Here is a 22,913-nt window from a genome sequence, read left to right as displayed (position 1 = left end):
TATTCAAAAATGTAGATTTAGTAGTATAATTGTATATGGAAAAAAACATTTATACAGGGGAAATTCTGTATGTTGCGCAAAATCGTAACTTAATTAAAGAATTAAAATTTAATGAGATTGGAGTGAGGGTATTGATGAAATTTAAAAAATTGCTAGCTTTGATGATGGTATGCATGTTTGTACTTACTGGTTGTAATAAAACAAATAAAAAATACGACCAATATATGCAAAGTGGGCAAGAAGCTGTAAAACAAGAATCATATGAAGATGCACTAGACTTCTTTGATAGAGCTCTTGTAGAGAAAGAGGATGATAAAGAAGCAACTTCTTTATATAAACAAGTAGAACAACTTTTACAAGTTCAAGCAAAAATGAAACATAAACTATATGATGAAGCTATTGAGTTATGTGAAAAAATAATGGATAGTGATAGCGAGAGTTCAGTAGCTAGAGATGCAGCTAAAAAATTAAAATCTGAGTGTGAAAAACTAAAAAAAGAACAAGATAGTTTAAGTTTTAAAGAACAAATAGAGAAGAAAATAGCTGAAGTTAAAGAGCTTATGGCTGAAGAAGAGTATATGAATGCTAAAGTTAAATTAGGATACATAATTGAAGAACTTGATGGTAAATCAGAATATATTGATAAATTAAAAGAATGTAACGAGTTATTAAAAACTTGTAACGATAAATTAGATGAAATTTCAGCTAAAAAAGAAGAATCATCTAAAAAGGAAGATAACAATACATCAAACGATAATGATGAAGATCAAGGATTTGATAGTAGCAAAATAGATTTTAATGATGAACTTAAAAAACAAATAGCAACTGCAGGAGAAACATATGTAGAATTCTACTTTGAATATGGTTCAGATACTGCCCCAAGTAAATTTGCAGAAAAAGCATACGAAGATACAGAAAATGATACACCTTTAGGACAATATAAAGAACAAGGTAAAACAATTTTCATGAATGCATTTAAACAAGCATTTGAAGCAACAGGAAATGAATATTATTAAAAAAACATTAAAAGAAAACAATCTTGATCATTAATTCTGATATAGCCCATTTTTATATATAAAAAATTTTTAGAATAAAGATTTCTTTATGAACTATGATTGACATATTAAATCAACAACACTATATTTAAAGTATAAAATCATAGATAAATACTATGAAATATAAAATAATAAATAATAAACATAAAGAAAAGGGGATTGTCATGGAAAACAAATATTCAAAAGAAGGTAATCAGCAAGTAAAACAAAAAGAAAGATTAGTGAATTACGATTACAAAACAGATTTTAAATTTGAAGTTGTAAAAGTAGAAAGTAAAAACCATACAGAGGAGTTGGAAACAATAATAGGGGAGTTTCCACTAGCTTTAGTAATAAACAATGAATATTCAAATACATTTTTATGCACACCAGAAAATTTAGAACAATTAGTTGCAGGATTTTTGATGACAAAGGGAGTTATAAAATCAAAAGCTGATATAAAATCTATAGAAGTTGATTTTGAAAATAGAGTTGCAAATACAGTAATTGATAAAAATGAAGACTCAGATAAAGGAAAGAGATATTATCTAAATGATTTAGATTATGTAGATTTGAAACCTATTGAAAATACAGATACAACGATAAGAGTAAGTGATATATATGAAGTTATGAAAGAGAACTTAACTTCTTCAGAATTATTCAAAAACACAGGCGGGGTACATAGTGTAGCTATTTATGATAATAAGACTTTACTTACAATTAGAGAAGATGTGGCAAGACATAATGCAATGGACAAATCTATAGGATATTGTATTTTAAATAATATCGATCTAAAAGATAAAATAATATTTGTAAGTGGAAGAATTTCTTGTGAAATGATTCTTAAAGCTGCAAAAGCAGGCATACCTATAGTAGTGTCAAAATCGGCACCTACAAATTTATCTCGAGAAATAGCTAAAAAACTAAATATAACTTTGGCTGGATTTGTTAGAGGTGAAAGAATGAACATATATACAAATCCAGAGAGAATTATATTTGAATAATATTTAAGATTTTATTTATATAATATAACTATAAATATCTTCTATAAATTATATTAGTACAAAAAATATTCTTAAAAAATAATATTCTAGATATTATAAATAATAAATTTCAGAAAATTTGTTAAAATTTATTATAAAATATTCATTTTTAATAAATAAAGTGCTAGAATAAAAAGCATAAATAATATAAAAATATTAGGAGATGATTTAAATTATGGGGAATTATAATGTATATCTTCCAAGTTATTCAGTAGGAGCAGGATGTTATAAAGAAATTCCAAATGTAGCTCGTAGACTTGGCAAAAAAGCAGTTGTAATTGGGGGAAGAACAGCTATAGAAAAAGCAAAAGATGCTTTATTAGATGGTATAGCAAATTCTGATATGCAAATAGTAGATTTTATAGTATACGGTGATGATTCTACTTATGAAAATGTAGATAAATTAGTATCAGATGAAAGAGTAAGAAATGCCGATATTATATTTGGTGTTGGTGGAGGTCGTGCTGTAGATACTTGTAAAGTTGTAGCAGACAAATTGGACAAACCATTATTTACTTTCCCAACCTTAGGCTCAAATTGTGCAGCAGTTACTGCAATATGTGTTATGTATAACGAAGATCACACATTTAAAGATTATTATTACTTAGATAAACCAGCAGACCATACTTTCATAGATACACAAATAATAGCAGAATCACCAGAAGATTTATTCTGGGCAGGTATTGGTGATGCTTTATCAAAGGAATGTGAAGCTGTTTATTCATCACAAGGAGTAAATTTAGACCATACACCACTTATGGGTGTTGGGATAAGTAAAGTCTGTACAGAACCTCTTATAAAATACGGTAAAAAAGCACTAGAAGACTGCAAAAATAATACAGAGTCTGAAGAATTAAAACAAGTAGTGCTTGATATAATAATAAGTACAGGTTTAGTTTCAAACTTAACTACAACAGAAAATGACTACTATTACAACAGTTCACTAGCACATGCATTTTACAACGGTTCAACATTAGTAGAAGGAGCAAGAGGACTACATGGTGAGGTTGTCTCATTCGGTGTATTAACACTTCTTACTTGTGCTGGAGAAATACAAAAAAGAAATGAAATAGCTGAATTTAACAAAGAATTAGGACTTCCAGTTTGTTTAGCTGATTTAGGAATAGATAAAAGTGGAATACAAACAATAGTAGACAAAGCAGTAACTTTAGTTGAATGGAATGCTATAAAAGATAGAGTTACAAAAGATATGTTTGCAAAAGCAATATCTGACTGTGACGATTATGGAATGACTTTAAAATAATTTTAAATTATAGATTAAATAGTACTGAAAACAATTTTTTTAGTACTATTTTTTTGCCCAATATATCCATATTGTTGAAATTTAAGAGTTTTAAGACATGATTTTTAAAGCTGCCCAATATATATTAATACTGAGATAAATTACTTGTATTAATATTAGTTAGTGTTAATATTGGGTACACATATAAGCTCTATTATTATCTAAAGTTAAAAAAATAAAGTACAATGATTTTAGTATATAAATAAATTAAATAGGAGAAAGTTTTATGAGAGAGAAATTGATGAGATTTATGCAAGGAAGGTATGGAATTGACCAATTTAATAACTTTTTAATGAAATTATTTATAGGAGAATTTATAATATATTTCTTATTTAGAAGGTTAATACCAGGCTTATCAGTAGCTATGTACTACTTAAGTTTAGCGACGCTGATTTATACTTATTATAGAATGTTCTCTAGAAATATATATAAAAGAGCAAGTGAAAATCAAAACTTTTTAAATAAGACAGCTAATATTAGAAAAAAGATAAATAATCAAAAAAGTATATTAAAACAAAGAAAAGTTTATCGTATATATAAATGCCCAACGTGCAAACAAAAAGTAAGAGTTCCAAGAGGAAGAGGAAAAATAAATATTCACTGCCCAAAATGTGACACTTATTTTATTAAAAGGAGCTAAAGATGTTTGGATATGTTCTTATCAACAAAGAGGAACTTAAATTTAAAGAATACGACGTATATAAATCATATTATTGTGGTCTGTGTCAAACACTAAACAACAGAAGTGGACGATTTGCCCAATTGACATTAAACTACGATATGACATTTTTACAACTTTTGTTGACAGGACTTTATGAACCTAAGACAAAACTAGAAAATTTTAGATGTAAGATACATCCATTTAAAAAGAGCATAAAAAGAAGAAATGAAATTACAGATTATATAGCTGATATGAATTTATTTTTAGCTTATTTAAACTGTATAGACGATTGGGAAGACGAGAAAAAATTAAGTCGAAAAATCTACACTATAATAGTAAAAAATAAGGTTAAAAAAATAAAAAAACAGTATCCAGAGAAAACTGCAAAACTTGAAGCTATATTAAAAAAATCTAGTGAATATGAAAAAAAGAAAGAATACGATATAGATAAGATTTCGTCTTACTCAGGAGAATTGATGAGTGAGTTATTTTTATATAAAGAAGATGAGTGGAAGCAAACCCTGTCAAGAATGGGATTTTTCCTTGGTAAATATATATACATCATAGATGCATATGAAGATATTGAAAAGGATTTAAAAAAGGGGAATTACAATCCTTTTTCAGAAATATATCAAAATGAAGATTTTGATGATTTTGTAAATCAGATATTGACTATGATGATTTCAGAATGTGCGAGGGAATTTGAAGAGCTTCCTATTATTGAAGATGTAGATATTTTGAGAAATATATTATATTCGGGAGTATGGGCAAAATTCCAATCAATTAGAAATAAGAGAAAACAAGTGGAGGAAAAAACAGATGACTGATCCTTATCAGGTCTTGGGTGTATCTAGGGATGCCTCAAAAGAAGAAATAAAAAAAGCATATAGAAAATTAAGTAAAAAATATCATCCAGATGCTAATATAAATAATCCAAACAAAGAACAATATGAAGAAAAATTTAAAGAAATTCAACAAGCCTACCAAACAGTAATGAAGATGAAAAATGGTGGCTCAAATACATCTGGAGGATATGGATATGGAAATTCTTCAAGTCCAGGTGGTTATAGAAATAGCAACTATGGCGGATACACAGATAACGCTGGAGGTTATGGCAATCAACAAGATTTTGGTGACTTTGAAGACTTTTTCAGAGCATTTGGATTTGATACAGGAAGACAAGAACAAGGCGGATATAATCCGAACTTCAACCAAGAAGAAGATGTGCATTTAAGAGCAGCACTTAATTATTTTAATAATGGATATTACAATGAAGCTCGAAATGTACTTGATAATATAGAAAATAGAACATCTAAATGGTACTACTACAGTGCCAATGTTAATTATAAATTAGGCAATAATATAAAAGCACTTGAAGAAGCAAAAATAGCTCTTAATATGGAGCCAAATAATATTCAATATAGAAGATTAGTAGATGTACTTGAAGGTAGAGGAAATTGGTACAATCAACAACAAAGGACATATGGATATTCGACTGGGGGATTAGATGATTATTGTTGCAAGCTTTGTATGTTAAACCTTGCGTGCAATATTTGTTGTAATGGTATGGTATGTTGCTGATAATTAGAAAGGTAGGAGGCAGTTAAGGTGAGCAAAATAATTGGGATTGATTTAGGAACAACAAATTCATGTGTAGCAGTTATGGAAGGTGGTTCTCCAACAATTATAGCTAATGCAGAAGGTTTTAGAACTACACCATCAGTAGTTGCTTTTTCAAAAAATAGGGAAAGATTAGTTGGTGATACAGCTAAGAGACAAAGTATCACAAATACAGATAGAACTATTTCATCTATAAAACGCCATATAGGAACTAACTATAGCGTAAAAATAGATGGCAAAAAATATACTCCAGAAGAAATCTCTGCAATGATTCTGATGAAGTTAAAAAAAGATGCAGAAAGCTATTTGGGAGAGCCTGTTACAGAAGCTGTAATAACAGTACCTGCATATTTTAATGATTCGCAAAGAAAAGCTACTAGTGATGCTGGAAAAATAGCAGGCCTAGAAGTAAAACGTATAATAAATGAGCCGACTTCTGCAGCACTTTCATATGGACTAGATAACGAATCATCACAAAAGATAATGGTATATGATTTAGGTGGAGGAACTTTTGATGTATCTATAATTGAAATAGGAGATGGAGTTATCGAAGTTCTTGCGACTTGTGGAGATAATCATCTTGGGGGAGATGACTTTGACAAGCAAGTATCTGATTATCTAATATCAGAATTTAAGAAAAATGAAGGAATTGACTTAACTAAAGATATTGTAGCAGTTCAAAGGGTTAGAGAAGAAGCTGAAAAAGCAAAAAAAGAACTTTCAACAGCTATGACAACTAATATAAATCTGCCATTTATAGCAGTTGGAAAAGACGGACCAAAACATATGGATATAACACTTACTAGGGCTAAATTTGACGAGCTTACTTATGATTTAGTTGAAAGAACTGTTATACCTGTGAAAAATGCCCTAAATGATGCTGGTGTATCGACAAGTGAAATTAGCAAGGTATTATTAGTTGGAGGTTCAACAAGAATTAAAGCTGTCCAAGAAAAAGTAAAACAAATAACAGGAAGAGAGCCTAGTAAAAACTTAAATCCAGATGAGTGTGTTGCATTAGGTGCCGCTATCCAAGGTGGAAAATTATCAGGAGACCCAAGTTTAAATGAGGTTTTACTGCTTGATGTAACTCCATTATCTCTTTCAATTGAGACTATGGGAGGAGTATCGACAAGACTTATAGAAAGAAACTCTACTATTCCTACAAAATACAGTCAAATATTTACTACAGCAGCAAATTTCCAAACATCTGTAGATATAAAAGTATTACAAGGTGAGAGAAAATTTGCTAAAGACAACAAAATGATCGGCGAATTTAAATTAAAAGGAATAAAGAGAGCTATGAGGGGTATTCCTCAAATTGAAGTTACTTTTGAAATAGATGCAAATGGAATACTAAATGTATCAGCTAAAGACCTTAAAACAGGAAACAGCCAAAGTATAACAATAACGGCAAGTTCAAACTTATCAGACGAAGATATAGAAAAAGCAATAAGAGATGCACAATCTTATGAATCAGAAGATAATAAAAAGAAAGAATACATTGATATAATAAATGATGCTGAGTCACTTGTTTATAAAGTAGAGCAAGGTCTTGATACTTCAAAATCTGGTTTAGACAGAAGTAAAAAGTCTGAAATAAAAGGCAATTTAAGAAATCTAAAAAGATTAGTTAGAAAAGCAAAACCAGATAAAATCAACAATACAAAGATAAGTGAAATTAGACAAGTAAAAGACGATTTAGAAAATAGTGCAAGAGAGATTATATAACAAAATATATATTTAGATTTAATATATCAACTATAAATTAATTTAAATACGAATAATAGATGAAATGAATATTTTAAAAATCAAAATAAAATGTCGAAAAATCTATTGACAATTATCTTATACTCATATATTATTAATAGCATAACAAGTGAACAAACTCTTATCAAGAGTGGTGGAGGGACTGGCCCTGTGAAACCCGGCAACCAATATTTAAAATATATGGTGCTAAATCCTGCAACTTTTAAGTTGAAAGATGAGTATAAGCTGATTACAATTGCCTAAGTTTATACTTAGGCTTTTTTTATACTTAAAATGATTAAACTTAAAATAAAAATATATAAATATTATCAAATAATGAAAAAGATATAAGTTTACGTTGATATAAAAATTTTATAAAATATATAAAATCACTATAATAAAATAATAATTTTATATATTTAAGGAAAGGAAGAAACTTAATGATAAAGATAAAAAATCTTAATAAATATTATGGAGATGTACAAATCCTAAAAAATGTAGATGTGGAAATTTCAAAAGGTGAAATTTTTGGAATTATCGGACATAGTGGTGCTGGTAAATCAACATTACTAAGATGTATAAATGGACTTGAAGATTATAGAGATGGAAGTCTTACAGTAGAAGGACAAGAAGTAAAAGATTTAACCGAAAAAGAAATAAGGGAACTTAGAAAAAACTTAGGAATGATATTCCAACATTTCTCACTATTAGAGAGAAAAACAGTATTTGAAAATGTTGCATTACCTCTAGAATGTTTTAAATATTCAAAAGCAGAAATTGAAAAAAGGGTTATGAATTTACTTGAATTAGTAGGACTAGCAGATAAAAGAGATGCGAAACCTAGAAACCTAAGTGGTGGTCAAAAACAAAGGGTTGCAATAGCAAGAGCATTAGCGCTTGAACCAAAAGTTTTACTTTGTGATGAAGCAACTTCAGCATTAGACCCAAATACAACAAAATCAATATTAGCTTTATTACAAGATATAAATGAAAAACTAAACATAACAATAATCCTTGTAACTCACCAAATGGAAGTTGTAAAACAAATTTGTACAAAGGTTGCAGTTATGGAAGGCGGTAAAGTTCTAGAAATAGAAGATACTGAAGATTTATTCTTAAATAATACAGAAGGATTAAAAGCATTAATAGGAGATGAACAAATAGTTCTTCCAGAAGGAACAAATATAAAAATAATATTCCCTAAAGAAATTGCAAACCAAAATATAATAACAAATATGGCGAGAACATTAGATTTCGATTTTAATATAAGTTATGGAAAACTAGAAAAATTCAGAGAAGATGTCCTTGGATCTTTAATAATAACAGTAAAAGACCACTATGCAAATGCAGTTAAGAGATATCTTGATGAGAAAAATATTAAATGGGAGGAGATAAAAAATGACAACTAAAACGACATTATATCAGTATTTAACTGACATACTGGGAGAAGCATTTTTACAAACAATGTATATGATAATTGTACCGACTATAATCGCTACAATTTTAGGATTTATATTAGCAATAATATTAGTACTTACTAAACCAAAAGGATTAAAACCAAATAAATATGTATATTCAGTAGTAGGATTTGTGGTAAACATAGTTAGAAGTTTCCCATTCATCATATTATTAGTAGCTTTAATACCATTTACTAGATTCTTAATCGGAACAAGTATAGGTGAGACAGCAGCAATAGTTCCAATAACTATAGGTGCAGCACCATTTATAGCGAGAATAATTGAAAGCGCATTAAATGAAGTTGATGAAGGATTAATAGAAGCAGCAAAATCTTTTGGAGCAACAAAAACACAAATAATATTTAAAGTTATGATAAAAGAAGCAATGCCTTCTATAGTATCAGGAATTACACTTTCAATAATATCAATATTAGGATATACAGCAATGGCAGGTACTGTTGGTGCTGGTGGTCTTGGTAAGGTAGCATTAGTATACGGACACCAAAGATTCGATACAGCAGTTATGGTATACGTTGTAATCACATTAATCATAATAGTACAAGCTATACAAATGCTAGGTGACTATGTATATAAAAAATTAAAATAACAAATATTAAAAGTAAAAAATAGAAAAATGAAACTTAAAAACAATAAAAAATTAATAAAAATAAATAAAGTTAAGGGAAAACAGGAGGAGTAAAAATGAAACTAAAAAAATTAGCAAAAGTATTATTAGTATCAACATTAGCAGTAGGTTTATTAACAGGTTGTTCATCAGGTAAAAATGATGAAAAAACTATAGTAGTGGGTGCATCTTCAACACCACATGCAGAAATATTAGAGGCAGCAAAACCTATATTAGAAAAAGATGGATATACTTTAAAAGTAAAAGAGTATGATGATTATGTATTACCAAATCAAGCATTAGCAGATGGATCACTAGATGCTAACTATTTCCAACACGTACCATACTTAGAGGAAACAGTTAAACAAAAAGGATATGATTTAACATACTGTGCAAAAGTTCATATAGAACCAATGGGAATATACTCAAATAAAGTTAAAAAATTAGATGAAGTTAAAGATGGAGACAAAGTAGCAGTTCCAAATGACTCAACTAATGAAGCTAGAGCACTTAAATTATTAGCAAAACAAGGTTTAATAGAAGTTAAAGACGGTGAATTAATAACTGTAAAAGATATAACTAAAAACCCTAAAAACTTAGAGTTTGTTGAAGTTGATGCAGCACAAGTACCTTCTACATTAGATGACGTTGCAATAGCTGTTATAAACACTAACTATGCATTAAACGTAGGATTAAACCCAACTAAAGATGCATTAGCAATAGAATCAAGTGAGTCTCCATATGCAAATATAGTTGCTATAAGAACAGAAGATAAAGACAGCGAAAAAACAAAAGCATTAACAAAAGCATTAAACAGTGATGATGTTAAGAAATTTATAGAAGAAAAATATAATGGAAGTATAGTTCCAGCATTTTAATATAATTTAATTAAAAAGATGTTGAAAACAAATTGATTTTCAACATCTTTTTTAATTTACAACTTATTATCTAAAGTGATGGACAAAGTCGTTGGTGACATGAGCGAAGCAAATTTTAAGCAACGGACAAAGTCGTTGGCGATATGAGCGAAGCGAATTTTTTTTATGTCTCCTTATTACACGAAAAAGTATATTTGTATAAAATATGGTTATGTATGCTTCTTATTCAAATATAAGTAATTAATGTAATACATTGATACAAATGTTTTTTTATTCCAACAAAATATTTAAATATGGAATATACAAGGTATATATAATTAAGTAAATATACTATAGTATAAGTTTTTTATAGAAGTAAGGAGAATTTAATGTATTTAATTTTATCAATAACAGCCTTATTAATAAGTTTTTTAGCATATAAAATTAATAATAAGAATGTAAAATTATTGATTATAGTTGATATAATTATATCGACTATATATATTTTATGGAGAGGAACTGTAATTCCAACAAATCTTGGAATAGTCAGTTTTATCTTAGGTTTAATATTGTTTGTTTGTGAGTTCATTGGATTTATGAATTTTATGAATTTTCAATTTATTTTCTTTGGAAAATATAAAATTATAAGAAAAGATTTAAGTGTATATAATTTAGATGAAGCTCCACTTGTGGATGTTTTAATTTGTACATATAATGAATCGCTTCAATTACTTGAAAAGACAATAATTGCAAGTACTCAAATGGCATACCCTAAAAATAAATTTAAAGTTTATGTATGTGATGATGGAAGAAGAGATGAATTAAAAGCACTATGTAAAAAATATGGTGTGAATTATATTACACGAGAAGACAACAAAGGTGCTAAAGCTGGAAATATAAATAATGCGCTAAAATATATAAAAGGCGATTTATTTCTAGTATTAGATGCAGATATGATTCCTAAAAAGGAATTTTTACAGAAAACAATTGGATATTTTGAAGATGAAAATTTAGCTTTTGTACAGACACCTCAATGTTATTACAATAAAGATATGTATCAATCTAACTTAAAAAAATATATTCCAAATGAGCAGGATTTCTTTATGAGAGACGTTCAAGAAGCAAGAGCATACAGAGGTGCAGTATTACATGTAGGTACAAATGCAGTTTTTAGACGTAAATTTATAGATGAAATAGGTGGATATCCAACATGTTCAATAACAGAAGATATGGCTGTAGGAATGTTGCTTCAGGCAAAGGGATATGATTCTATTTTTATAAATAAAGTCTTAGTTTTAGGACTTAGTGCATCTACCTTTGGAGAATTAGTAAAACAAAGAGACCGTTGGTGTAGAGGAAATATCCAAGTATTTAAACATTATAATCCGTTTATACTAAAAGGTCTTACACCAGCGCAGAGGATTTGTTATGTAGATGGAGTGCTATATTGGTTCTCAAATCTAATTAAGATGTTTTATATAATAGTACCGATTTTATTCTTATCTACAGGAATTCATTTTGTAGAATCTGGTTTTGCAGAATTATTAAATATGACAATACCATATATATTAGTTCAAATATTTATTTTCAGAATATTATCACCAAAATCGAGAAGGTATATGTGGACACATTATTATGAAATGGCAATGGCTCCACACTTAAGTTTATCAATAATAAAAGAAATGTTTGGCTTTGAAGTTAACTTTAATGTTACATCTAAAGATATAGAAATTGATAGAGGGTATTATGAATATGATGTAGTAAAACCTCATTTATTAATTTTAATATTAGGGCTTTTATCACTTTTTATAGGATTAAAATTAGTTGAAAAAGGCTATATTATAAAATATGCATATTATCTAAATGCATTTTTAAATATATTTAATTTGATTGGAATAATGAGATCTTTGAGAGTAGCTTATCAAGTTAAAGTAAGTGAAGACGAAGATAGGGCGAGCATTGATGAAAAGATGGAATCTAATTGTATATTATTAGACCATGAAGAAAAACATCTATCTAATATAGATGTTGTAATAGATAGTATATCTAGTAAAAAAATATGGATAGAGACATCTCAAAATTTAGAGATTGGGTCAAAGGTCCTTATAAAATTAAGAAAATCATATGTAAAATGTGAGGTATTAGATAAACACAGAAATAACCTAGAATTAAAACTTTTATCTCTAACTAAAGAGCAGATGGAGGAAGTAATAGAAATCTATATACAGTATTTAACTCCATATCACGAGATAGACAAGAAACAAATATTTATAGAAGATAAGAAAAAAACATTTGATAATAAATCAAAAGTAATAAAAATAGCATAGAACTACATAAAAAATATAAAAAGAGTATCTAAAGATGATTAATAAATTATTTATAGATACTCTTTTTTACTTAAAAATAACATAGTTTACAGAAAAATAAGATACAACATATTTTTAGAATGTTACTATAATATTAAGAGCTATTTTTAATATAAGAAAATATATATTTATTACTATATTTATAAAAGTTTTGATATTATATTATATATAGATAAAACATAAAAATCAGCAGGACATTATGATTTATATAAAATAAGGAGGGCTTTATGAAAAAAATATTAATTATAGATGATGAGATACATATAGTAGAATTATTGAGATTTAACCTTGAAAATAACGGGTATAAAGTAGATTATTCATATGATGGATTTGATGGATATTTAAAGACAAAAGAATTTCAACCTGACTTAATACTTTTAGATTGGATGCTTCCAAATATAAGTGGGATAGACCTTTTAAAAAAAATAAGATCTGATGAAAGTTTGGAGCAGATACCGGTGATAATGCTAACTGCTAAAAATATGGAAGAAGACAAACTAGAAGGCTTACAAGATGGAGCTGATGACTATATCACAAAACCATTTAGTGTAAAGGAAGTATTAGCGAGAATAACATCTGTACTTAGAAGATATAAATATACTTCAAATGAAAAAGTCGAAGTCTTAAAAGCTGATGATATTCAAGTAAATGTAAATAAACATATAGTAACTAAAAATGGGACAGAAATAGAATTAACATTAAAAGAATTTCAGATATTAAAACTACTTATCGAAAATAGAGGAAATGTATTAACAAGGACTTTCTTACTAGATAAGATATGGGGATATGATTATTATGGAGAGACAAGAACATTAGATGTTCATATTAGACACCTTAGAAAGAAAATTGGTGATGATGATGCAAAATATATAGAGACTATAAGAGGTGTCGGATATAAAATTAAATAAGTTTGAGGTGAAAGAAGATGAATGAGACGGGGTTTTTAAATGGTATATATATTTTTATAATGCTGATTTTATTAATCATTACAATACTTTTAATTAGGTACACATTGAGTCTTCGAACTTATTTAAAGGAGTTTATGAAAGTATCGAGAGATATAAGTAATAAACAATTTGATAGTAAGGTTAGGGGACAGATGTCTGGAGAGATAGGTGAATTCGCTAAAAACTTTAACTATATGATAGACACAATAAACTTTACAATTAGAGATATAACAGATAAAAATACACAGTTAAAGTCAATTATGCAAAGTGTATCTCATGGAATTTTAGCTATTGATACTAGAGGGAAAATACTTTTAATCAATGACTTGGCAAAGAAAATGGTTGAAGGCGATTCATATGTAACTGCTGAAGGTAAAAATATAAGACAATTTATAAAAAATGAATTGATTTTAGAAAGTGTTTTGCATAATATGTGTAGCGAGCATAGTACTATAATACAAAAAAACATTAAAAATGATATAATATATAAAATTAAGATAGACCCAGTACATTTTGAAGATACAGACGCAGTAATTGGTTTTATTATAAATATTGAAAATATAACAGAATATGCAAAATTAGAAAATATGAGAAAAGAATTTGTAGCAAATGTAAGTCATGAATTAAAAACTCCTATAACATCAATACAAGGATTTATAGAGACTTTAAAAATGACGGACAACTTAGATGAAGATACTAAAAATAGATTCTTAACTATAATAGAAAATGAAGCTACTAGATTGACTAGATTAATAGATGATATCTTATTATTATCAACTATTGAAAATAAAACAAAGAAAAAAGTAGAGAAAGTAGATCTATTTGAAGTTTTTGAAGAAGTACATGAAGTTATAAATTATATCGCAAAGAAAAAGAATATAAAAGTAAAATATGACTTTGAAAATAAAGATATAGATTTATGGGAATACTCAGGTTATATTAGACAAATACTTTTAAACATAATATCAAATGCTATAAAATATACTGGCGAAAATGGAGAAGTCAGTATAAAACAATATATAAAATCAGAAAAAGTATTTATAGAAGTTAAAGATAATGGGATAGGAATACCAGAAGAAGATATAGAAAGAATATTTGAGAGATTTTATAGAGTAGATAAAGCTAGAAGTAGAAGTGTTGGTGGAACAGGGCTAGGCCTTGCAATAACAAAACATATGGTAAAAGCATTAAACGGAAACATAAGAGTAGAAAGTGAACTTGGTGTTGGAAGTAAATTTATAATAGAACTCCCATTTAATCAAGAGTTTGCACAAAAAGCTAGTTAGAATAAAAAAAGACGACTATTTGGTCGTCTTTTTTTAATTCTGTATTTTTAATTTGCTAACGTTATCTTAACATACTTAACTTTATAATAACTTACAATTAATAAAGGCTTAAGACGGTATCTATACTATATAAAGTGTAAAGATAAAAAGAAGATAAATAAAAAATAAAAAAATATCTAATTATTATCTTTATAAAGTTAAAAGCGAAAATAAGTAGTATTAAAAATTTTACATAATGTATTGGAGGAATAAAAATGTTTAACAAAAAAAGATTAATCGCACTTTTAACAGGAACTTTATTAGTAGGATCATTAGTATCAGGGTGTGGCTCAGCAGGAGCTAATTCAACTTCAGGTTCAAGATCAAGCAAAATCACAGTATCAGGCTCAACTTCAGTAGGACCAACAATGGAAATATTAGCAGAAGATTATCAAAAAGAAAATGACACAACTACAATAGAAGTTCAACAAGTAGGTTCATCAGCAGGAATAACAAATACAATCGACGGAACTTCACAAATAGGAATGTCTTCAAGAGATTTAAAAGATGAAGAAAAATCAGAACTAAAAGAATACCAAATAGCAATAGACGGTATAGCAGTTATAACAAACTCAGCAAATAAAGTAAAAGATTTAACATTACAACAAGTAAAAGATATATATACAGGAAAAATAACTAACTGGAAAGAAGTTGGTGGAGCTGACGCAGAAATAGTAGTTGTTTCAAGAGAAGATGGTTCAGGTACTAGAGATGGTTTCCAAGAAATTGTTGGATTTGAATCAAAAGATTTAACTTCAAATGCACAAATATCTGATGGATCAGGAAATATAAAAACAACTGTACAAGGAAATGAAAATGCAATAGGATATATATCATTTGGATATTTAGATGACTCTATAAATGCAGTTAAAATAGGTGGTGTAGAACCAAAAGAAGAAAATGTTTATAACGATAAATATCCAATATCAAGACCTTTCTTATTAGTTACTAAAGGTGAAGCAAGTGGAGATGCAAAATCTTTTATAGATTATGTATTAAGTGATGCAGGTCAAAAAACTATAGAAAAACAAGGATTTATGAGTGTTAACCAAAAATAGATAAAGATATCATAGATATTCAAGAAAGTTTTAGCTGGGCTGTTTCATTGAGATAGCCTAGCATTTTAAAAAGGAGGAACTTAGATTGGAAAAGACAGAATCAATTAATGTAAAAGAAAGTAGTTCATCTAATAAAAATAAAAGCAAATATGTACTTGAATTTATAACAGAAAAAATATTTATGATAAGTGCCCTTATGGCAGTAGTAAGCTTGCTACTTATAATAGGATTTGTGTTTTATAAAGGCTTAATTCCATTTGTATCAGAAGGATATTCATTTATAGATTTTATATTTGGAACAGAGTGGTTACCAAGCTCTAAACAATTTGGAATAGGTTCTATGATAGTTACATCAATGGTGGCGACAATAGGTGCTTTAATAATTGGAGTTCCAATAGGTATATTATCAGCAATATTTATAGCTGAGATATGTCCAAAGAAATATGCAAAGATAATTTCAACAGCAGTAGAACTTTTAGCAGGTATACCATCAGTACTTTACGGTATATTTGGTCTAGCAGTAATCGTACCAGCAATACAAACAGTATTAAACCTTCCAAAAGGTCAAAGTCTATTAGCAGTAATTATAGTTTTAGCGATAATGATGCTTCCAACAATAATATCATTATCAGAAACATCTATTAGGGCAGTACCAAAATCATACAAAGAAGGATCTTTAGCTTTAGGTGCATCAAAAATAGAAACTATATTTAAGGTTACAGTCCCAGCTGCAAAATCAGGAATATTAGCTGGAGTAATTTTAGGAATAGGTAGAGCATTAGGTGAAACAATGGCAGTAATTTTAGTTGCAGGAAATTCAACAGCAATGCCGACATCACTACTTGATAGTGCAAGACCACTTACAACAAATATAGCCCTTGAAATGGGTTATGCAGCAGGAACACATCAAAATATGTTATTTGCAACAGGTGTTGTATTATTCATATTTATAATAATCATAAATTTAGTTTTGACTAAATTAACTTCTAAAGGAGTTGATAGATAATGGAAAATAATTTGAAATCTAGAAAAACAAAAGATAGACTATTGATTTCACTAGTGTATTTATCAGCAATTATAACAGTAGGTCTATTACTAGTGATAGTAGGTTTTATATTTATAAAGGGGATAGGAAAAATAAATCTTAGTTTTTTATTTGCTGATTACTCAGCTAGTGGAAATGGCGGAATTTTACCAATGATTATAACAACAGTATATATGGTTTTAGTTGCAATATTAGTAGCTACACCAATTGGAATATTAGCAGCAGTTTATTTACAAGAATATGCTAAACAAGGCAAAGTCGTAAGAGTAATAAGATTTGCAACAGAATGTTTAGCAGGAATACCATCAATAGTATATGGATTATTTGGTGGGATATTCTTTGTAGTAGCACTAAAACTTCAATATTCCATATTATCAGGTGGTTTAACTGTAGCAATTATCATACTTCCAACAATAATCCGTTCAACAGAAGAAGCTCTAAAAACAGTACCAAGTACTTATAGAGAAGCGTCACTAGGTCTTGGAGCTACAAAGTTTCAAACACTTTATAAAGTTATATTGCCAAGTGCAATACCTGGAATACTTTCAGGGGTTATTTTATCAATAGGGCGTGTAATTGGAGAATCAGCAGCTATTTTATTAACAGCAGGAACAGTAGCGAAAATGCCGCTTACTGTATTTGATAGTGCGAGAACACTTACAGTTCATGCGTATTTATTGACTAAGGAAACTGGAGATATCCAAACAGCATGTGGTGTTGGTATAGTTTTAATTGTAATAGTATTTGGATTAAATACTATAGCAAAATTAGTAGCTAAAAGGTTAAACAAAGCAAATTATTAAATTAATTGAGATTGAGAGAAGAATTTAAACTAAATATTTTTATATAGATTAGTAATTAAGATTTTTTAAATAAGGAGATTGGTAATATGGATTCAGAAAATAGAACTAAGATAAGAGTTAACGATTTAGATTTATATTATGGCGAAAAACAAGCGTTAAAAGATATTAATATGGAGATAAAAGAAAACGAAGTAACAGCATTAATAGGACCTTCTGGATGTGGAAAATCAACATTTTTAAGATGTTTAAATAGAATGAATGATTTAATTGATAGTGTAAAAATAAACGGAAAAATCTATCTTGAAGACGAGGAAATACTTACAACTAATGATGTTATAAATCTTAGAACAAGAGTAGGAATGGTATTTCAAAAGGCTAATTTATTTCCAATGAGTATATATGATAATGTTGCTTATGGTCCAAAAAATCAAGGAATAAAAGACAAAAAACAATTAGATAAAATAGTTGAGGAAAGCCTAAGAGGGGCTGCAATTTGGGATGAGGTAAAAGATAGATTAAAATCGCCAGCCCTAGGTTTATCAGGAGGGCAACAACAACGTGTATGTATAGCGAGAACTATAGCTATGAAACCTGATGTTATATTGATGGATGAACCGACATCAGCTCTAGATCCAATTTCAACATCAAAAGTAGAAGATTTAATGGCTACATTAAAAAGTAAATACACTATAGTAATTGTAACTCATAATATGCAACAAGCAGCTCGTATATCTGACAAAACAGGATTCTTCTTAAATGGGGAATTAATAGAATTTAACAATACTAAAGATATATTTACAGTTCCTCATGATAAAAGAACAGAGGACTATATAACAGGAAGATTTGGTTAGAATTTAATAAATCGAAATTAAATATAAAAAACTATGTTATGGGGAGAGAAAAATGGCGAGTACAAATTTAGAAATGAGTATAAATACATTAAAAGAATATATAATTAGAATGATGGATAAATGTGAAAAAGCTATTGATTTATCTATTAAAAGTATGCTTACAAAAGACATAGAATTAGCTAAAAAAGTTATTGATGATGATGACGATATAGATATATTAAGAGAATATATAAGAGATAGAAGTATAGAATTAATGGCATTAAAACAACCTATGGCAAGAGATTTAAGAGAAATATACGCTTTAGCCGATATATCAGCAGAATTAGAGAGAATAGGTGATTATGCTGAAAATATAGCATCAGAAGTTGTATCAATTGCTGGAGAAGATTATATAAAAGAATTAATCGATATACCTAAAATGGCACAATATTGCTTGGATATGATAGAAGGTATAAAATCAGCTTTTTTAAATCAAGATGCTGACTTATCTTATAAAGTAGCGCTTATGGATAAAGAAATAGATATACTTTATTATAAAGTAAGAGAAGATTGTCTAAAAGTTATGCATGAAAATCCAGAAAAGAATATAACTCAAGGAGTTAAGCTTGTATTTACAGCTAGATATTTAGAGAGAATAGGAGATCATATTACTAATATATGCGAAAAAATAATATATGCAAGAAATGGTAAAATGATTGAAATTGGATAGCGATAGGTATTATAATTAAGGTATGAGTAGTATATTACAGTTAAATATTGTATATACGATTATATTCTTTTAACCAACAAAATATATATGTAAACAGGTTGCCGATATACATTTAAGTGTATCGGCAATTCTGTGTTTTAATATAAAAAATATATTGTCGAATTAATGCGATAAATTGAATAAAATATTAATTCAAAATAAAGGTTTAGTTAAGTTTTCTAGATTAATATATAATCAAAAAATAAAAAAAGGAGAATTAATATGGAAAACGTTTTTAAAAAAAGCACGACAGTATTATTAGCGTTGACATTTATATTGGCTATAAGCAATTTAAATGGAGTTAATACCTCATTTGCAGATACAGATGATAATACAACACAAACAACAACTGAGCAAAGTAATAGTGATGACTCAACAACATCAGATGATTCAGCTACAGATGATTCAACTACAACTGAAGAATCTACACAAGACTCAGAAAAAGATGAAAACACCCTTACAACAAAAGATGGATTTAAGTACATATTAGAAGAAGATGAAGTTACGATTAAGGGCTATGAAGGTAAAGAAAGTGATTTAGAAATACCAAGTGAAATAGATGGTCATAAAGTAACTAAAATCGGAGAAAATGCATTCGACGGTAATGAAGAAATAATAAATGTAACAATACCAGATAGTGTAAAAACTATAGATTTATATGCATTTTATAACTGTACTTCACTTGAAACAGTAAGCATACCAGAAAGTGTTACAAGCATAGGTGAAGGAGCATTTGCAAATTGTACAGCTCTTAATACGATAAATCTTCCGAGTAAGATAAAAACAATAAGTTATGGATTATTTGCAAGTTGTAGCAATTTAACTAAAATTGAAATACCAAGCAAAGTAACATCAATAGATGGATATGCATTTTATGCTTGTACATCTCTAAAAGATGTAAATATACCAGAGGGAGTTACAAGTATAGGAGAGGCAGCATTTTACTACTGTGTTGGATTAGAAAATCTAGAATTATCAAAGAATGTCACAGAAATAGGCGATTATGCATTTGAAAATTGTACAAACTTAACTATAACAGGATACAATAATACTAAAGTTAAGACTTATGCAACTGAAAATAGTATTCCTTTTAAGACTATTTATACAGCATGGGATTATATAAAAATAATTTTGGGGCTTGCTTTAACAGCAGGAATAATATTCTTAATATATAAATTAAGAGCAATAATAAAAAATAAAAGATATTTAAAAAATAATATAGTATTTGATGAACCAGTTGTAATACTAGACAATCAAGATTGTAAAATTGAGATAAAAGGTAAATCTAATAAAAAAATAATTGATGGAAAAGAAATAAATGCTAAGAAAAATTCTTCAGTAGCAGACTTTGTAGGATATGTTTATGAAATAGAAAATAAATCAAAATCACCAATACAAGTATCTACTAAATATATAACTATTGGAGAATATACTGACAAATTTAATTTAAATGAAGAAATTCCAGCAGGTAAAAAGGCAAAAGGATTTACTTATTGCAAAAAAATAAACTCATTAGATGAGCTTAAAGAAGTTAGTGGAATAGTTGTTATTTCTAAAAATAATGACGATATAAATGAAACAAAAGAATATAACTTCAATATAGACTAAGACTTACTTCAAAAACACATTATATCAATATAACTTTATAAAATAAAACTAAAATTTAATCAACATACTAAAAGGTGGATAAATACTTTTGTGAGAGTTTATCCACCTTTTTATAATATATAATTATTTAGCTATATTTAAACTTGAAAAAACCCTCTTACATACTGTTTCACCTATTATGTAAGCTAAAATTAGTTTTAATATATCGACTGCGATAAATGGAACTACACAGTAAATTAAACTTTGTAGTATTGTATTTCCTGTAATAAATGAGAACATAATAGTACCTAGAGTATAAACTATCGCTAAACCTAAAATCATACTTATAGAAGTTATAAAATTTGAATTGAATTTTTCTTTAGCATAACCTATAATAAATGCCATTAGAGGATACCCTAATAGAAATCCACCTGTTGGTCCAAATAAAACACTTATACCCCCTGCAAAGTTAGCGAATACTGGTATTCCTATTGCACCTAATATTAAGTAAATTAAAGTAGATATAAATCCACATTTAGATCCTAAAATCAGTCCAGTTATAGCAATACCGAATATTTGTAGTGTAAATGGAACAGTGGTAAATGGAAGTGGAATAGATATTTGAGCTAATATAGATATTAATGCTGCAAATAATCCGCATAAAATAATTTGTCTTGTTGAAAGTTTCATAAAATTATCCCCCTTTAAAATCTACATAAAAATGTCTTTCATAAAAGAATTTTCTGTAGTATATTACCTAAAATCTATTAATTTAAAATTAATGTCAACTTCAAAAATAGATAGGTTAACATTAATTTAGCACTGTGATAAAAAAATTTCAATAAAATATTGGAAAAAATTAATAAAAATATTTCAGCGCCCTTTTGAAAAATACATTGTGATATACTTAAATAGAGAAAAGTAATATTGGAGGGATAATGTGTATGGATGTTGCGCATAAAAAACATATGTCAGAATCGTTTAGATTGGCAGCGTTATTAGCTTTAGTTGGAGGTTTTTTAGATGCATATACTTACATATGTAGAGGAGAAGTTTTCGCAAATGCTCAAACAGGAAATATAGTATTAGTAGGGTTAGCTCTATCAAAATACAATTTTAAAGGAATCATATATCATTTTGTACCTGTTATAGCATTTATGCTAGGTGTAATACTAACAGAAATTATAAAAAGAAGAATAAAGCCTAGACGGACTTATATCCACTGGAGACAAATTGTAATAGGAGCAGAAATTATAGTACTTACTATAATGGCATTTATTCCAATGGGAAAATATGATGTTATAGTAAATATATCTATTTCATTTATTTGTGCAATGCAGGTTGAAGCATTCAGAAAGGTAAATGGAACAGCTCTAGCAACTACTATGTGTACTGGAAATTTAAGAACTGCTACAGAGCAGATATTTAAGTTAGTAGTAGAAAAAGACAAAAGTAAAATGCGAGTAAGTGCTCAAGCATATGGTGTAGTTATATTTTTTATTATAGGAGCATCTATGGGAGGTATTTTAACAAATATATATTGGGAAAAAGCAGTTTTAGTTGCTAGTGCAATTTTATTTGTCGTATTCATATTTATGTTTAGAAATATAGAGAAGTATATTTTAAAAGAATTAGAGCAAGAAGATGAAGTTGAGGAAGAAGAAATAGATACTGAAATAGAAGAGTTAAAACATATGAAAAATTAATATATAACTTTATTAATGAAAACTTAATATTTAGGTAAGGTTAAGTTAATATTTTTATATTATATTTTAAATATAGAAATTTAGTTAGTTTAAGTAAAAATTTACTTGAAAATATAAGCTGGTACAAA

Annotated in this window: 21 protein-coding genes and 1 riboswitch; of the genes, 20 read left to right on the top strand and 1 reads right to left on the bottom strand. The window is 28.0% G+C overall.

Going from position 1 to position 22,913, the window contains the following annotated elements; translation table 11 throughout:
• The first annotated feature begins 134 nt into the window (after nt 1–134).
• From RDX53_RS07310 to RDX53_RS07220, 19 genes are all read left to right on the top strand, one after another.
• Nucleotides 135–1,016, top strand: coding sequence for a hypothetical protein (locus RDX53_RS07310; protein ID WP_195931495.1), 882 nt, complete (start codon nt 135–137; stop codon nt 1,014–1,016).
• Nucleotides 1,017–1,219: 203 nt separating this feature from the next.
• Nucleotides 1,220–2,038 (top strand): formate dehydrogenase accessory sulfurtransferase FdhD, encoded by an 819-nt coding sequence (fdhD, locus tag RDX53_RS07305; protein ID WP_295574072.1) that lies wholly within the window; start codon nt 1,220–1,222, stop codon nt 2,036–2,038.
• A gap of 214 nt (nt 2,039–2,252) precedes the next feature.
• Nucleotides 2,253–3,341 carry an iron-containing alcohol dehydrogenase family protein gene (locus RDX53_RS07300; protein WP_295571393.1) on the top strand — a complete coding sequence of 363 codons (1,089 nt, stop codon included), beginning with the start codon at nt 2,253–2,255 and terminating at the stop codon, nt 3,339–3,341.
• 265 nt (nt 3,342–3,606) lie between these two features.
• Entirely contained in the window at nt 3,607–4,020 is a 414-nt protein-coding gene (locus RDX53_RS07295; RefSeq protein WP_195931647.1) for a hypothetical protein, read from the top strand.
• A gap of 2 nt (nt 4,021–4,022) precedes the next feature.
• Complete coding sequence (locus RDX53_RS07290; protein WP_195931648.1) at nt 4,023–4,868, top strand: DUF5685 family protein; 846 nt, start codon at nt 4,023–4,025, stop codon at nt 4,866–4,868.
• Nucleotides 4,861–5,622, top strand: coding sequence for a DnaJ domain-containing protein (locus RDX53_RS07285; protein ID WP_195931649.1), 762 nt, complete (start codon nt 4,861–4,863; stop codon nt 5,620–5,622). The genes RDX53_RS07290 and RDX53_RS07285 overlap by 8 nt, the downstream gene beginning before the upstream one ends.
• A 27-nt stretch (nt 5,623–5,649) precedes the next feature.
• Entirely contained in the window at nt 5,650–7,392 is a 1,743-nt protein-coding gene (gene dnaK / locus RDX53_RS07280; protein WP_195931650.1) for a molecular chaperone DnaK, read from the top strand.
• A gap of 157 nt (nt 7,393–7,549) precedes the next feature.
• Nucleotides 7,550–7,652, top strand: a riboswitch (SAM riboswitch).
• Nucleotides 7,653–7,850: 198 nt separating this feature from the next.
• A complete protein-coding gene (locus RDX53_RS07275) occupies nt 7,851–8,819 on the top strand; it encodes a methionine ABC transporter ATP-binding protein (protein ID WP_195931695.1) in 969 nt (322 codons plus the stop codon).
• Entirely contained in the window at nt 8,809–9,474 is a 666-nt protein-coding gene (locus RDX53_RS07270; protein ID WP_195931696.1) for a methionine ABC transporter permease, read from the top strand. The genes RDX53_RS07275 and RDX53_RS07270 overlap by 11 nt, the downstream gene beginning before the upstream one ends.
• Before the next feature lie 95 nt (nt 9,475–9,569).
• Nucleotides 9,570–10,370: a MetQ/NlpA family ABC transporter substrate-binding protein gene (locus RDX53_RS07265; RefSeq protein WP_195931697.1), complete on the top strand. Its 801-nt coding sequence runs from the start codon at nt 9,570–9,572 to the stop codon at nt 10,368–10,370.
• A 368-nt stretch (nt 10,371–10,738) separates the two neighbouring features.
• Nucleotides 10,739–12,676, top strand: a complete 1,938-nt coding sequence (locus RDX53_RS07260) for a glycosyltransferase (RefSeq protein WP_295573908.1) — start codon at nt 10,739–10,741, stop codon at nt 12,674–12,676.
• Between the two features lie 266 nt (nt 12,677–12,942).
• Nucleotides 12,943–13,623 carry a response regulator gene (locus tag RDX53_RS07255; protein WP_195930728.1) on the top strand — a complete coding sequence of 227 codons (681 nt, stop codon included), beginning with the start codon at nt 12,943–12,945 and terminating at the stop codon, nt 13,621–13,623.
• Nucleotides 13,624–13,757: 134 nt separating this feature from the next.
• Nucleotides 13,758–14,948, top strand: coding sequence for an ATP-binding protein (locus tag RDX53_RS07250; protein ID WP_243269583.1), 1,191 nt, complete (start codon nt 13,758–13,760; stop codon nt 14,946–14,948).
• A 254-nt stretch (nt 14,949–15,202) separates the two neighbouring features.
• On the top strand, nt 15,203–16,045 hold the full coding sequence (locus RDX53_RS07245; RefSeq protein ID WP_195930730.1) for a phosphate ABC transporter substrate-binding protein: 843 nt from the start codon (nt 15,203–15,205) through the stop codon (nt 16,043–16,045).
• An 85-nt stretch (nt 16,046–16,130) separates the two neighbouring features.
• Complete coding sequence (gene pstC, locus RDX53_RS07240) at nt 16,131–17,051, top strand: phosphate ABC transporter permease subunit PstC (protein ID WP_195930731.1); 921 nt, start codon at nt 16,131–16,133, stop codon at nt 17,049–17,051.
• Complete coding sequence (gene pstA, locus RDX53_RS07235; protein ID WP_195930732.1) at nt 17,051–17,893, top strand: phosphate ABC transporter permease PstA; 843 nt, start codon at nt 17,051–17,053, stop codon at nt 17,891–17,893. Before pstC ends, pstA begins: the two co-directional genes overlap by 1 nt.
• Before the next feature lie 86 nt (nt 17,894–17,979).
• Entirely contained in the window at nt 17,980–18,744 is a 765-nt protein-coding gene (gene pstB, locus RDX53_RS07230) for a phosphate ABC transporter ATP-binding protein PstB (RefSeq protein WP_195930733.1), read from the top strand.
• Nucleotides 18,745–18,796: 52 nt separating this feature from the next.
• Nucleotides 18,797–19,453: a phosphate signaling complex protein PhoU gene (gene phoU / locus RDX53_RS07225; RefSeq protein WP_195930734.1), complete on the top strand. Its 657-nt coding sequence runs from the start codon at nt 18,797–18,799 to the stop codon at nt 19,451–19,453.
• A 261-nt stretch (nt 19,454–19,714) separates the two neighbouring features.
• Nucleotides 19,715–21,100: a leucine-rich repeat domain-containing protein gene (locus tag RDX53_RS07220; protein ID WP_195930735.1), complete on the top strand. Its 1,386-nt coding sequence runs from the start codon at nt 19,715–19,717 to the stop codon at nt 21,098–21,100.
• 123 nt (nt 21,101–21,223) lie between these two features.
• On the opposite strand, the gene RDX53_RS07215 is transcribed toward RDX53_RS07220, so the two are convergent.
• Entirely contained in the window at nt 21,224–21,769 is a 546-nt protein-coding gene (locus RDX53_RS07215) for a biotin transporter BioY (protein WP_195930736.1), read from the bottom strand.
• 254 nt (nt 21,770–22,023) lie between these two features.
• Here RDX53_RS07215 and RDX53_RS07210 point away from each other — a divergent pair, with 254 nt between their 5' ends.
• A complete protein-coding gene (locus RDX53_RS07210; RefSeq protein WP_195930737.1) occupies nt 22,024–22,785 on the top strand; it encodes a YoaK family protein in 762 nt (253 codons plus the stop codon).
• Nucleotides 22,786–22,913: the final 128 nt, after the last annotated feature.

This window comes from uncultured Intestinibacter sp. (assembly GCF_902468165.1).
Classification (GTDB): Bacteria; Bacillota; Clostridia; order Peptostreptococcales; family Peptostreptococcaceae; genus Intestinibacter.
Note: the sequence above shows the minus strand (reverse complement) of the source record. Positions and strands in the feature narration are given on the sequence as shown.

Excerpts from the sequence above, each read along its gene's own strand:
- RDX53_RS07310 (WP_195931495.1), top strand. The coding sequence starts at position 135 with ATGAAATTTAAAAAATTGCTAGCTTTGATGATGGTATGCATGTTTGTA.
- fdhD (WP_295574072.1), top strand. The coding sequence starts at position 1,220 with ATGGAAAACAAATATTCAAAAGAAGGTAATCAGCAAGTAAAACAAAAA.
- RDX53_RS07300 (WP_295571393.1), top strand. The coding sequence starts at position 2,253 with ATGGGGAATTATAATGTATATCTTCCAAGTTATTCAGTAGGAGCAGGA.
- RDX53_RS07295 (WP_195931647.1), top strand. The coding sequence starts at position 3,607 with ATGAGAGAGAAATTGATGAGATTTATGCAAGGAAGGTATGGAATTGAC.
- RDX53_RS07290 (WP_195931648.1), top strand. The coding sequence starts at position 4,023 with ATGTTTGGATATGTTCTTATCAACAAAGAGGAACTTAAATTTAAAGAA.
- RDX53_RS07285 (WP_195931649.1), top strand. The coding sequence starts at position 4,861 with ATGACTGATCCTTATCAGGTCTTGGGTGTATCTAGGGATGCCTCAAAA.
- RDX53_RS07275 (WP_195931695.1), top strand. The coding sequence starts at position 7,851 with ATGATAAAGATAAAAAATCTTAATAAATATTATGGAGATGTACAAATC.
- RDX53_RS07270 (WP_195931696.1), top strand. The coding sequence starts at position 8,809 with ATGACAACTAAAACGACATTATATCAGTATTTAACTGACATACTGGGA.
- RDX53_RS07265 (WP_195931697.1), top strand. The coding sequence starts at position 9,570 with ATGAAACTAAAAAAATTAGCAAAAGTATTATTAGTATCAACATTAGCA.
- RDX53_RS07260 (WP_295573908.1), top strand. The coding sequence starts at position 10,739 with ATGTATTTAATTTTATCAATAACAGCCTTATTAATAAGTTTTTTAGCA.
- RDX53_RS07255 (WP_195930728.1), top strand. The coding sequence starts at position 12,943 with ATGAAAAAAATATTAATTATAGATGATGAGATACATATAGTAGAATTA.
- RDX53_RS07250 (WP_243269583.1), top strand. The coding sequence starts at position 13,758 with ATGAAAGTATCGAGAGATATAAGTAATAAACAATTTGATAGTAAGGTT.
- RDX53_RS07245 (WP_195930730.1), top strand. The coding sequence starts at position 15,203 with ATGTTTAACAAAAAAAGATTAATCGCACTTTTAACAGGAACTTTATTA.
- pstA (WP_195930732.1), top strand. The coding sequence starts at position 17,051 with ATGGAAAATAATTTGAAATCTAGAAAAACAAAAGATAGACTATTGATT.
- pstB (WP_195930733.1), top strand. The coding sequence starts at position 17,980 with ATGGATTCAGAAAATAGAACTAAGATAAGAGTTAACGATTTAGATTTA.
- phoU (WP_195930734.1), top strand. The coding sequence starts at position 18,797 with ATGGCGAGTACAAATTTAGAAATGAGTATAAATACATTAAAAGAATAT.
- RDX53_RS07220 (WP_195930735.1), top strand. The coding sequence starts at position 19,715 with ATGGAAAACGTTTTTAAAAAAAGCACGACAGTATTATTAGCGTTGACA.
- RDX53_RS07215 (WP_195930736.1), bottom strand. The coding sequence starts at position 21,769 with ATGAAACTTTCAACAAGACAAATTATTTTATGCGGATTATTTGCAGCA.
- RDX53_RS07210 (WP_195930737.1), top strand. The coding sequence starts at position 22,024 with ATGGATGTTGCGCATAAAAAACATATGTCAGAATCGTTTAGATTGGCA.